The 12,448-nt window shown below is 56.9% G+C and carries 10 protein-coding genes; 4 read left to right on the top strand and 6 right to left on the bottom strand.

Features of this window, described 5'->3' with window-relative positions:
- Positions 1-24: 24 nt before the first annotated feature.
- A complete protein-coding gene (locus E2F51_RS17500; protein WP_013202070.1) occupies positions 25-1,038 on the bottom strand; it encodes an AI-2E family transporter in 1,014 nt (337 codons plus the stop codon).
- A 167-nt stretch (positions 1,039-1,205) separates the two neighbouring features.
- A complete protein-coding gene (locus E2F51_RS17495; protein WP_013202069.1) occupies positions 1,206-1,547 on the bottom strand; it encodes a helix-turn-helix domain-containing protein in 342 nt (113 codons plus the stop codon).
- A 374-nt stretch (positions 1,548-1,921) separates the two neighbouring features.
- Here E2F51_RS17495 and E2F51_RS17490 point away from each other — a divergent pair, with 374 nt between their 5' ends.
- Both E2F51_RS17490 and E2F51_RS17485 read left to right on the top strand, forming a co-directional pair.
- Positions 1,922-3,085, top strand: coding sequence for an efflux RND transporter periplasmic adaptor subunit (locus E2F51_RS17490; protein WP_013202068.1), 1,164 nt, complete (start codon positions 1,922-1,924; stop codon positions 3,083-3,085).
- Between the two features lie 20 nt (positions 3,086-3,105).
- On the top strand, positions 3,106-6,267 hold the full coding sequence (locus E2F51_RS17485; RefSeq protein WP_105759066.1) for an efflux RND transporter permease subunit: 3,162 nt from the start codon (positions 3,106-3,108) through the stop codon (positions 6,265-6,267).
- A gap of 110 nt (positions 6,268-6,377) precedes the next feature.
- On the opposite strand, the gene E2F51_RS17480 is transcribed toward E2F51_RS17485, so the two are convergent.
- Positions 6,378-7,118 carry an SDR family oxidoreductase gene (locus E2F51_RS17480; protein WP_134824068.1) on the bottom strand — a complete coding sequence of 247 codons (741 nt, stop codon included), beginning with the start codon at positions 7,116-7,118 and terminating at the stop codon, positions 6,378-6,380.
- A 100-nt stretch (positions 7,119-7,218) separates the two neighbouring features.
- On the opposite strand from E2F51_RS17480, the gene E2F51_RS17475 reads away from it, so the two are divergent.
- Positions 7,219-8,142: an AraC family transcriptional regulator gene (locus E2F51_RS17475; RefSeq protein ID WP_013202065.1), complete on the top strand. Its 924-nt coding sequence runs from the start codon at positions 7,219-7,221 to the stop codon at positions 8,140-8,142.
- Positions 8,143-8,197: 55 nt separating this feature from the next.
- Here the strand turns inward: E2F51_RS17475 and E2F51_RS17470 are convergent, their stop codons facing one another.
- The 3 genes from E2F51_RS17470 to E2F51_RS17460 all read right to left on the bottom strand — a co-directional run bounded on the left by E2F51_RS17470 (position 8,198) and on the right by E2F51_RS17460 (position 10,774).
- Positions 8,198-8,680 carry an Rrf2 family transcriptional regulator gene (locus tag E2F51_RS17470; RefSeq protein ID WP_013202064.1) on the bottom strand — a complete coding sequence of 161 codons (483 nt, stop codon included), beginning with the start codon at positions 8,678-8,680 and terminating at the stop codon, positions 8,198-8,200.
- A gap of 212 nt (positions 8,681-8,892) precedes the next feature.
- The gene (locus tag E2F51_RS17465) at positions 8,893-9,765 is read right to left on the bottom strand and encodes an NAD(P)-dependent oxidoreductase (RefSeq protein ID WP_053143346.1); all 873 of its coding nucleotides are present in this window, start codon (positions 9,763-9,765) and stop codon (positions 8,893-8,895) included.
- A gap of 151 nt (positions 9,766-9,916) precedes the next feature.
- Positions 9,917-10,774 carry a helix-turn-helix transcriptional regulator gene (locus tag E2F51_RS17460; RefSeq protein WP_134824067.1) on the bottom strand — a complete coding sequence of 286 codons (858 nt, stop codon included), beginning with the start codon at positions 10,772-10,774 and terminating at the stop codon, positions 9,917-9,919.
- A 117-nt stretch (positions 10,775-10,891) separates the two neighbouring features.
- Here E2F51_RS17460 and E2F51_RS17455 point away from each other — a divergent pair, with 117 nt between their 5' ends.
- The gene (locus E2F51_RS17455) at positions 10,892-12,310 is read left to right on the top strand and encodes an MFS transporter (RefSeq protein ID WP_134824066.1); all 1,419 of its coding nucleotides are present in this window, start codon (positions 10,892-10,894) and stop codon (positions 12,308-12,310) included.
- Positions 12,311-12,448: the final 138 nt, after the last annotated feature.

Raw genomic sequence — 12,448 nt, 5'->3', positions numbered from 1 at the left:
CTGATATCAGGCCCGCGACAAGGATTAAATCAGCCGGGCAATGCGCAGCTCGCTTTTCAGGTAGGCGTAATAGACCGGTGCCGCGACCACCCCGGCCAGGCCAAAGGCGGATTCAAACACCAGCATCGCCAGCAGGATTTCCCAGGTTTTGGCGTTGATCCGCGAACCAAAAATCCGCGCGTTGATAAAGTATTCCAGCTTATGCACCAGCATCAGGAACACCAGCGAGATCACCGCCGCTTCAAGGGAAATCGACAGGCCAATCAGCACAATCACCGTATTGGAGATCAGGTTGCCGATAATCGGCAGCAGCCCGGCGACAAAGGTCAGCACCACCACCGTTTTGCCAAACGGGAAGTGCAGGTCGAACAGCGGCAGTACGCCGAACAGGAAGCCACAGGTCAGCACTGTGTTCACCAGCGAGACCTTGATCTGCGCGAAAACCACGTTGTGGAACGAGTCGGCCAGTACGGTCAGACGCTCGAGCAGCGCATGGCGCAGCGGTGCATCCTGCGTATCCACATTGCTGATGCGCAGGGAGATGATAGCCCCCAGCAACATGCCAATCAGCATGGTGGCAAAGGTGTGGGCCGCGGTACGACCAAAGGTCTGGACCACCACCAGATGCTCGCGCAGCCAGGTGACCACCTGATGTTGCAGCTCATCAATATCGGCCGGTAAATAGCGGGAAACCACCGGAGAAAGCGTGCGCTGGGCGTCTTCCAGCAGTTTGCTGGCCGCCGCATGGAACGCGGCCGGGTTCTGGAAATCATTCAATAAGAAGCCGATCAGCTTGCTGACGCCAACCACCAGCCCTAACACAATGATGACGGTAAGGAAGAATATGATGATCCAGCGGGCAATCGGCCCTTTGACCAGTCGCTCAACCCACGGCGTCAGCGCCAGGATGGTTTCGTAAACGATAAATCCGGCCAGAAAACAGGGCAGCAGGCGTAACGGGAAAATCATAAAGAGCGCGGCGAAAATCAGTAGATAACTGGCCGCCTCGCACCAACCCTGTTTGTTCTGTTTCCACATCAATGACAATTCCTGTCTGAATAGTAATAAAAATCAGCGTGATTCAGACAGTATACAATGCGTTGCGGCTATCGGGCGGAATAAACAAGACGAGTCTGAGGTGTGGATGGGACTTATTGCAGAAATCACAGCGGGCTGAGACGCCCGCTATTGAAGAAATGCGCAGTTTATGAACAGGCGCTGACCTGAACCTGGCGACGCCATGCGCCCGGAGACTGGCCAAACTGACGTTTGAAGCTGCGGTTGAATGACTGCTGGGAATCAAATCCAAACGAAATCGCCACATCCAGAATCGGCTCACCACCCGTTGCCAGGCGCTCAGCAGATTTTTTCAGACGACGTGCGCGGATGTATTCGCCCAGTGCGTAGCCGGTATGCTGCTTGAACATCCGTTGCAGGTGCCATTTCGAATACCCGGCCCGATCGGCAACGGTATCCAGATCCATTTTCCCTTCGATGTGGGTGTCGATCCACTTTACGAGATCGGTAATAAAATCATCATGGCTCATTGCGCTTCCCCTTTTAATGCTTTTTGTTTTAGCCTGGCTTGACCTCTCCCCCGTAGAAGGGTAAAAGGTAACTGTAATGAATGCATATCCACAAGTTAAAGCAGCCGACCGCTTAATGCAAGTTTAATTGTTGCATTAAATGCGATTCGCTGGCACTCTCCTCTTTATCGCCTCACTCTTCCCCCCTGTTTTCTTGCCGTTCACATTTTGATACGGGTGTTGACAAGAAAATGCTAAAAGCAACAATAACACTTGCACTTAATTTACCCTCTCCCTACAATCCCTGCGTTTAGTGTATTTATCATAAATACATTTTATGCATTATGCCGTGCTCCTTTTTTCACGTCGTCAGCATCTGCAAGGGATTAATAACCATGAAATCTTTCACCTCATCGCACCTGCGCCTTAGTGCACTGTCGCTTCTCACAGCAATCTGGCTGGTGGGCTGCGACTCCAAAGGGGCTGAACAGAGCGCACCGCCTGCCCCGCAGGTCAGTGTCGCTGAGGTTCAGCAACAAACCGTCAGCCAGTGGGATAACTTCAATGGCCGCATTGAAGCGGTGCAGAGCGTCCAGCTGCGCCCGCGCGTGACCGGGTATATCGATAAAGTGAACTACACCGAAGGCCAGGAAGTTAAAAAAGGCGACGTGCTGTTTACCATTGATGACCGTACCTATCGCGCTGAGCTGGAACGCGCTCAGGCCGATCTCGCCAGTGCCATCACTCAGGCGCAGCTGGCCCGCAGCGAATCTGGCAGGACCGAGAAGCTGATTGGCACCCAGGCGATTTCACGTGAGGTGTGGGAACAACGGCGTTCAGCCTCAACACAGGCGCAGGCGAACGTGCTGGCGGCGCAGGCCGCAGTGGATATGGCGCGCCTGAATCTCGATTTTACCAAAGTCACCGCGCCGATTGATGGCCGCGCCAGCCGCGCAATGATCACCTCCGGTAACCTGGTGACCGCCGGCGACAGCAGCAGCGTGCTGACCACGCTGGTGTCGCTCAACACCGTGTATGTCTATTTCGACGTCGATGAAGCCACCTTCCTGCGTTATCAGCGCATCAGCCGCGAAGGCGAAAGTGCCGCTGCGGCGCATCACGCGCTGCCGGTAAAAATCGGCCTGGTCGGTGAGGATGGCTATCCGCACACCGGCAAAGTCGACTTTACCGATAACCAACTGACTGCCAGCACCGGCACCATCCGTATGCGCGCACTGCTGGATAACGACCAGCGTCTGTATACGCCAGGGCTGTTCGCCCGCGTGCAGCTGCCGGGCCGCGCCGACTTCCCTGCCCTGTTAGTCAATGACAAAGCGGTGCTGACCGATCAGGACCGTAAGTTTGTCTGGGTGATCGATGCGCAGAATAAAGCCCAACGTCGTGATATCCAGCCCGGCCAGATGGCTGACGGCCTGCGCATTGTGCAGCGCGGCCTGACGTCCGGCGATCGGGTGATTGTCGACGGCGTGCAGAAAGTATTTATGCCTGGGATGGCGGTAAATGCCAAAACGGTGCCTATGGCGCCAGCCTCCCTTTAATTTAAGCTGCGGGAACTGTTATGGATTTTTCCAGATTTTTCATCGACCGACCGATATTCGCGGCCGTGCTGTCGATTCTGATCTTCGTATCCGGGCTGATTGCCATTCCGCTGCTGCCGATCAGTGAATACCCTGATGTGGTACCGCCAAGCGTGCAGGTGCGTGCGGAATACCCAGGCGCCAACCCAAAAGTGATTGCTGAAACCGTGGCGACGCCGCTGGAAGAAGCGATTAACGGCGTCGAAAACATGATGTACATGAAATCGATTGCCGGTTCCGATGGCGTGCTGGTGACCACCGTCACCTTCCGTCCGGGGACCGATCCGGATCAGGCGCAGGTTCAGGTGCAAAACCGCGTGGCGCAAGCCGAAGCGCGTCTGCCGGAGGATGTGCGCCGTCAGGGTGTCACCACGCAGAAGCAGTCGCCGACCATGACGCTGGTGGTTCATCTGGATTCACCGTCCGGTCGCTACGATTCGCTGTATCTCCGCAACTACGCGCAGCTGAAGGTGAAAGATGAGCTGGCGCGTCTGCCGGGTGTCGGCCAGGTGCAGATTTTCGGTGCCGGTGAATATGCCATGCGTATCTGGCTGGATCCGACCAAGGTTGCCGCGCGCGGTATGACCGCAGGCGATGTGGTGTCGGCGATCCAGGAGCAGAACGTGCAGGTGTCTGCCGGGCAGCTTGGCGCAGAGCCGATGCCCAATAAAAGCGATTTCCTGCTGTCGATCAATGCGCAGGGACGCCTGCAGAACGAAGAAGAGTTCGGCAATATCATTCTGAAAAGCGGCGAAGACGGGCAGATTGTTCGCCTGCGCGACGTGGCCCGCATTGAAATGGGCTCGGGCAGCTATGCCTTACGCTCGCAGTTGAATAATAAAGACGCGGTAGGGATTGGTATTTTCCAGGCGCCGGGCGCGAACGCCATCGATCTGTCGAATGCGGTGCGGGCGAAAATGGCCGAGCTGGCGACCCGTTTCCCGGATGGCGTCGAGTGGAAAGCCCCTTACGATCCGACTATTTTCGTACGTGATTCCATCAGTTCCGTGCTGCATACCCTGCTGGAAGCGATTCTGCTGGTGGTGCTGGTGGTGATCCTGTTCCTGCAGACCTGGCGCGCCTCGATCATTCCGTTGCTGGCGGTGCCGGTGTCGGTGGTCGGGACCTTCTCAATCCTGTACCTGTTGGGCTTCTCGCTTAACACCCTCAGCCTGTTTGGGCTGGTGCTGGCGATAGGGATCGTGGTCGATGATGCCATTGTGGTGGTGGAGAACGTCGAGCGAAATATCGAAGAAGGTCTGGAACCGCGGGCGGCAGCGCATCAGGCGATGCGCGAAGTGTCGGGTCCGATTATCGCCATTGCGCTGGTGCTCTGTGCGGTGTTTGTGCCGATGGCCTTCCTGTCAGGCGTGACCGGACAGTTTTACAAGCAGTTTGCGGTGACCATCGCCATTTCCACGGTGATCTCAGCCATCAACTCCCTGACGCTCTCTCCGGCGCTGGCGGCGCTGTTGCTGAAACCGCATGATGCGAAGAAGGATCGCCCTACCCGGATTATCGATGCGCTGTTCGGCTGGCTGTTCCGTCCGTTTAACCGCTTCTTTAACCGTAACTCTGCGCGCTACCAGGGCGGTGTTTCCCGCATCCTGAAGCGCCGTGGATCGGTGTTCGGCGTCTATATTCTGTTGCTGATTGGTGCCGGCGTGATGTTTAAAGCCGTGCCGGCGGGCTTTATCCCGACTCAGGACAAGCTTTACCTGATTGGCGGCGTGAAGATGCCGGAAGGATCCTCGCTGGAACGGACCGATAAAGTGATCCGCCAGATGAGCGATATTGCGCTGCACACCGACGGTGTTGCCGATGCGGTGGCCTTCCCTGGCCTGAACGCGCTGCAGTTCACCAACACGCCGAATACCGGCACGGTGTTCTTTGCGCTGAAACCGCTGAATCAACGCACGCGCTCCGCGTCTGAGATTAACGCCGAAATCAACGCCAAGCTGTCGCAGATTCAGGAAGGCTTCACCTTCTCGATCATGCCGCCGCCCATCCTTGGCCTCGGCCAGGGTGCCGGTTATTCGCTGTATATTCAGGATCGCGCGGGATTAGGTTATGGCGCATTGCAGGAGGCTGCCAATGCCATGGCCGGCACCATTATGCAGACGCCTGGCCTGCACTTCCCGATCTCCACTTATCAGGCCAACGTGCCACAGCTGGATGCGCAGGTTGACCGTGATAAGGCCAAGGCGCAGGGCGTGGCGTTGACCGATTTGTTTGGCACGCTGCAAACCTATCTCGGATCGTCTTACGTTAACGACTTCAACCGTTTTGGTCGTACCTGGAAAGTGTATGCGCAGGCCGATGGTCAGTTCCGTGACAGCATTGAGGATATTGCCAACCTGCGCACCCGCAATGCGAATGGCGAAATGGTGCCGATTGGCAGCATGGTGCATATCGGCACCACCTATGGGCCCGATCCGGTGATCCGCTATAACGGCTTCCCGGCGGCGGACTTGATTGGCGATGCCGATCCGCGCGTGCTCTCTTCTGCCGAAGCGATGCAGGCGGTACAGCATATTGCCGACCAGATCCTGCCTAACGGTATGAACATTGAATGGACCGACCTGAGCTATCAGCAGTCCACGCAGGGCAATGCGGCGATCATCGTCTTCCCGGTGGCGGTGCTGCTGGCCTTCCTGGTGCTGGCGGCACTGTACGAAAGCTGGACGCTGCCGCTGGCGGTGATCCTGATTGTGCCGATGACCATGCTGTCCGCGCTGTTTGGCGTCTGGCTGACCGGCGGGGATAACAACGTCTTCGTGCAGGTGGGATTAGTGGTGTTGATGGGGCTGGCCTGTAAAAACGCCATCCTGATCGTCGAGTTTGCCCGTGAACTGGAAATGCAGGGACGGACTATCGTTCAGGCCGCGCTGGAAGCCTGTCGCCTGCGTCTTCGCCCGATCGTGATGACCTCAATTGCCTTTATCGCCGGGACCATCCCGCTGATGCTGGGCCACGGTGCCGGTGCCGAAGTGCGTACCGTTACCGGCATCACCGTGTTTGCCGGCATGTTGGGCGTCACGCTGTTCGGCCTGTTCCTGACGCCGGTGTTCTATGTTGCCCTGCGCAAGCTGGTGAAAAAGGAAGAACCCGCAGCAGAACCGTCACCGGCCTTTGAAGGCTAAACCTTAACGTCCGGGGTGGACGTTTGCCCCGGTTGATCCGAGACGCCAAGCGCCTCAACGCAAAAAGCCGGACAACATTACGCTGTCCGGCTTTTTTTATGCGCCTGGCATTACGCCTTTAACAGCGGAACCGCATCCTTTCCCGCCGCAATCCGCATCGGGCTGGATGGATCGTTCACCGCACGCCACACCGCTTCGGCCACATCCTGCGAGGTGGTGACGTCGTCGGATGGTGCGGTCAGCTGTTCAAAAACCTGTTGTGCAAAGCCTGCGTAGGCCGGCGGGAATTCACCCAGCCGCGAACGGGCGTTTTCTCCGAAGCGCGTTTCCGGCGACTTGCCTGGCAGCACCAGACTCAGACGAATATTGAAGGGAGCCAGTTCCAGCGCCAGTGATTCCGTAAAGGCATTCACCGCCGCCTTGCTGGCGGTGTAGACAGGCAGCATCGGCAGCGCTTTCAGCGTCACGCTGGAGGTCACATTCACGATCACCCCCGCCTGCTTTTCTCTGAACTGCGGCAGCACCGCCTGGATCATCGCCATGGTGCCAAAGGTGTTGGTTTCAAAAATCTCCCGCGCGGTATCCAGCGACAGGTTTTCAAAAATGCCAAACAGCCCGATGCCGGCATTATTCACCAGCACATCAATCGGTCCGGCGGCCGCAATGGCTTGCTGGATACTGTCCGTGTCGGTCACGTCCAGCGGCAGCACGGTAAGATTGTCGGAAGCGGGGAAAATTCCCTCTTTCGGCGTGCGTAAGGTGGCGATGACCTTCCAGTCCCGTTGCAAGAAATAGCGTGCGATATCAAGACCAAAGCCGGATGAACAGCCGGTAATCAGAATCGTTTTCATCAGAGTTTCCGTGGTGTTGTGAACAGAGCAGAAACAATAGGCGCATCGTTCCGGACTTGCTACACTCAAACGTCCAGATTTCATTAGCAGGAGTCCAGCCATGATCGATCCGCTTGCCGAAGTCGTTACCCTTTTACAACCGGGTACGCCGTTCTCAAAAGTGGTCAGTGCGGCGGGAACGTGGGGGATACGGCGTTCCGTCTCGGGTGACCCCTTCTACTGCGTGATTCTTAAGGGCGCGTGCTGGCTGACAATGGATGGCAAAGCGCCGCTGCTATTACAGCAGGACGACTTTGTGCTGATCCCCGCCGCTGAAGGCTTCATCATGACCAGCCAGCAACGCATCGCAGCTGACGATTTTTGCCTGCCGGTGGCGTTGCAGCCCGGTCACTTCCGCTTAGGCGCGCAGAATGGTCCGCCCGAGGTGCAGACGCTGGTCGGCCATTGCGTTTTTGGTTCGCCCGATGCCAGCCTGTTGGTTTCCCTGCTTCCCGAATTGGTGCATATCCGTGGCGAAAAAAGGCTGGCGACGCTGCTGCAACTGGTCGGCGATGAATGCCGCGCCCAGCGTCCGGCAAGGGAGGTGGTTCTGGCGCGGCTGCTGGAAGTGATGCTGATCGAAGCGTTGCGATCCACTTCCGAAGCCGCTGCCTCGCCGGGCCTGTTGCGGGGAATGGCCGATGAACGCCTGGCCAGCGCCATTACCAAAATGCATGAGCAGCCGACCTTTCCCTGGACGGTTGCGCAGCTGGCAAAGGAAGCCGCCCTGTCCCGTTCGACGTTTTTTGAACGTTTCCGTCAGGCGGTAGGCGTGGCGCCGATGGCTTATTTACTGGGATGGCGGATGGCGATGGCCAAAAATCTGCTGTTGCGTAAACAGGGAGGGATTGCCGACGTGGCGGAACGCGTGGGCTATAACTCGGCCAGCGCGTTTAGCGTCGCCTTCACCCGCCATGTCGGGATCCCACCGACGCGCTATTCCGGCGAAGAACCCACGCCGCCTGAGGAAGCGTCGGCCTGGTAACGGACATAAAAAAACCGGGCATCATCACGATGTCCGGTTTCTTTTTACGGGAGGGCTAGCTTTCAGCTTCTTCGCGGGCGCGTGTTGCCTCGCAGCTGCCTTCCGGATCACGCCTGTCGCGCTCAAAAATTTCTCTTAACGCATCTGCGACCGTGCGCTTAGCCAGCACGTCCAGCGAAGCCTGTTCAGCTTCTCGCGCCAGTTCCTTGAAGAACCAACAGGTGTTGGCACTGACCAGACAGCGGGCAGGCACTTCAGGGCGCCCTGCCAGTAACGGCTTGTCTTCCAGCACAGACGTATAGATATCACATAAGGTGATCTCGTCTGCCGGTCGGCCAAGACGAATGGTCCCGGCCCGGCCTAGTGTGGAAACAATAATGCCATCGCGAGTCAGCGGCACCATCATCTTGCGGACAAAACTGGGATTGGCCTCAAGGCCCATCGCCAGAATTTTGCTGGTGCTGCGTTTACCTTCCCGCTCCGCCTGGGCCACACAGAGCACCATTTGTAAGGCTGTAGGAAAACGAATATCAAGCATGTTCAGATCCTTGCTTTTAGCTGTGCATCACCGTTTTTGCGGCGGTCTTAAAAAGCATTAAAAATCAGTCAACTAGTAAAAACAATACCTGTTTAATATAACAAATACTGTTGCACTTTAGAAGGTTCTGCCTAAGCGATTACTGCTATTCCCCTTATCATTATGATATTTAGGGGATTATGACTGAGCCGATCGTCGACCGGCTCGCTTTTTTAGCCGGACTTCTCACTAAGATAGCGATAAACCACCGACAAATCTTTCTCTCCATAGCCCGCGTCCACTGCATCCTGCCAGACATCCGAGATCAGGTTGAGGCCAGGCAGCTCACTGTTTTTGGCCGCCGCTAACGCCAGGTTAACGTCTTTTAATGCCCATGTAAGATGCATTTGTGGGTCATAAGTTCCCTCTTTCATCATCTCCAGCTTACCTTTTACATAAGGTACCGCCAGCGGACCACCGTCCAGCACCGACCACAGGTCATCCGGCGTGAAGCCAAACTCTTTCGCCATCTGGGTACTTTCTGACAGGCCCTGCACCATCGAGATCAGCCAGGCATTCACCACCAGCTTCATTTTTGAAGCGGCACCCGCTTCGCCCAGCCATTTGGTGCCTTTTGAAATGGCGGCAAAAACCGGCTCAACCGCGGCAGCACGTTGACGATCGCCGCTGGCAAGCACCACAATTTGGGCATTTTCGGCCGGGGTTTTGGTGCCGGAAACCGGCGCGTCGAGGAACACCACATCAGGGCGCTGCTGCTGGAAGGTGGCAATCAGTTTTTCGGTTGAATCAACGCCAATGGTGCCCATTTGCACCACAATCGCGCCGTTTTTCAGCGAGCCTTGCGCCTGAGCCAGCACCGATTCCGTGGTTTGCGCATCGGCCAGCATGGCGATCACCACATCGGCCTGTTCTACCGCCTGTTCTGGGCTGTCCGCCAGCTTCAGTCCTGCGCCCTGCAGATCTTCGCCGCGGGCTTTGGTACGGTTCCAGCCAGAGGTGGTAAAGCCATTTTTCACTAAATTAGCGGCGAAGGCGTGGCCCATCGCGCCTAATCCCAATACTGCAACAGTGGGACGTTGAGTCATTACTGAATTCCTTATGCTGAGAAACGGGAGCGACATTGCTGCCGCCTTCACTGACCAGGGTAGCGCAATGCGCGGGGGATTGCTTAACCTGAGAGGGGAAAATTGCGCCCTGAATTGGTAAGAGGGTGTGAATTAGCGCGGCAATTATCCGCTAGCTTTCAGCGGTGATCTGGCTTAACGCCGCCGCGCTGTTTTCATCTTCCGGGATATAAACCAGCAGACGCTCACCGTTTCGTGGTGCGGAGAACCAGTTATTTTGCCGCAGAGTTAAGGCACCCACTTTAGGATGGAAGAAGCGTTTAACCTGATTTTCAATCGCGCGGATTTCATATCGTTCCCAGATATTGCGGAACTCGTCCGAACAGGCCAGCAGACGATCGACCATCGATTTCCAGTGCGGATCTTCAAGGTTATCGCCCATTTGCGCGCGGAATCTTGCCACCATATTCGGCATCACCGTTTCCCAGTCCAGCATGGAGTCCCGCCAGGCCTGACTGGTAAATGCCAGCAAAATGCAGTTTCGGTCTTCCGGAGGAATGGCCTGTAAATCCAGATTGACCAACTTCTGCCACGCCTGGTTGTAGCCAATAATATCAAAGCGCGCCGACTGAATAACGGCGGGTAACGGATGCAGCGCATCGAGGATGATTTGCCCATGCGCCGACACTTTCGCGCAGACCCGTGCCGCGGCCTGCACCGGATACTGATGACCGGCCAGCGAAAACAGATGTTGGGTTTCCGCTTCGTTACACTGTAACGCCGAAGCGATCGCCGTCAGCGTTTTATTGGAGGCTTTGATCTCCCTTCCCTGTTCCAGCCAGGTATACCAGGTAACCCCGACGTCGGCCATCTGCGCGACTTCTTCCCGCCGCAGGCCCGGCGTGCGGCGGTTTCGCATGCGCGGAAGCCCCAATCGGTTAGGATCCAGGCTTTCCCGACGGCGGCGCAAAAAGGCCCCCAATAACTGACGGTTATTATCCGCAGCAGGAATAACGGTAATCTCAGGCATGTCGGGCTCTCCAGGGCATACGGGTAGCATTTATACCATGATAATCAAAAACTGGTACCCGGTTCACAGATCGCTGATTCTATGCCTCATTCTGATTGCTGACAAGGTTTTTACCTGATGAACAACGCCTCCGATTCTCCAACGCTGGGCCGCAGCGGCCTGCTGGTCTTACTGGCGGGGCAACTGCTGCCGATGATCGATTTCTCCATCGTTAACGTGGCGCTGGATGCCATGTCCACCACCCTGCACGCTTCGCCGATCCAGCTGGAGCTGATCGTTGCGGTGTACGGCATTGCCTTTGCCGTTAGCCTGGCAATGGGCGGCCGAATGGGTGACAACTATGGCCGCCGCCGGGTGTTTACGCTGGGCGTGGTGGTGTTCGGCATCGCTTCGCTGCTGTGTGGCCTGGCGGATTCCGTCTGGCTGTTGCTGGTTGCCCGCGCGTTACAGGGCATTGGCGCGGCGATGGTGGTGCCGCAGATCCTCGCTACGCTGCACGTCTGTCTGCACGGACGCGCCCATGCCCGCGCAATTGGCCTGTACGGCGGCATCGGCGGGCTGGCCTTTATTATCGGGCAGGTACTGGGAGGATTCCTGATTGCCGCCAACCTTGGGGGCTATGGCTGGCGCAGCGTGTTCCTGATCAACATCCCGCTCTGTGTCCTGATCGTGCTGTTTGCCGCGAAAAGCATCCCTGAAACCAAAAAATCGCAGAAGGTTTCCATCGATTTGGCCGGCACGGTTCTCCTCGCCAGCGCCATTGGCTGCCTGCTGTTAGCGTTGGCGCTGGGGCCGTTGCTGCACTGGTCCTGGCCTTGCATCCTGCTGCTGGCCGCTTTCCCGGTCTTGCTGCACCGTTTATGGCGGGTGGAAGTGACGCTGGAACAGCAACAGGGGCATCCGCTGTTGCCACCCAGCCTGATGCGTCTGAACGGTGTGCGCTTCGGCCTGTCCATTGCGGTGCTGTTCTTCTCCTGCTGGAGCGGTTTTATGTTTGCCGTGGCGCTTACCCTGCAGTCCGGCCTGGGTATGACGCCTTTCCAGTCGGGGAACGCCTTTATTGCGTTGGGCGTGGCCTATTTTATTGGGTCGCTGTGCACCACCCGCATTGCTGAGAAGTTAAGCCGCATCGCCATGCTGCTGACCGGCTGTGGGATTCAAATGGCGGGATTGCTGGCATTGATGGCCACCTTTAAAACCGGCTGGCCTGACGTTGGCATTTATGCGCTGATCCCGGCAACCGCCTTAATTGGTTTTGGCCAGTCGTTTATCGTCAGCTGCTTCTATCGTATTGGCCTGTCTGATGTGCCGAAAGATCATGCCGGTGCGGGAAGTGCGATGCTGTCTACCGTGCAGCAGGCCGCGTTTGGCCTGGGACCGATGCTGTTAGGCACCGTTTACAGTCAGGTATTACAACAGCATGGCAGTTATCAGCAGGCGGTATTGCTGACGCTGGCCGCTGAATGGATTGTGATGCTGGTATTGGTGATCCGAGCGGTAGCGACACGCCGGAGTTTACTGGTCCAGCCTGGTTAAGGGCGGTAAGACGCTAAGCAGGTCCCCGGCTGAATCGGTCGGACAGGGTGTTTCCCGCCGACAGCCAGCCGTTTTTTTACCTCGGCTAAGGCATTATTAAGACACTTGAAGGCCGTTGCGGCCTTTTTATTGGCGAAG

Source organism: Erwinia sp. QL-Z3, assembly GCF_004551645.1.
Classification (GTDB): Bacteria; Pseudomonadota; Gammaproteobacteria; order Enterobacterales; family Enterobacteriaceae; genus Erwinia; species Erwinia billingiae.
This window is presented reverse-complemented; position numbering and strand designations above follow the sequence as displayed.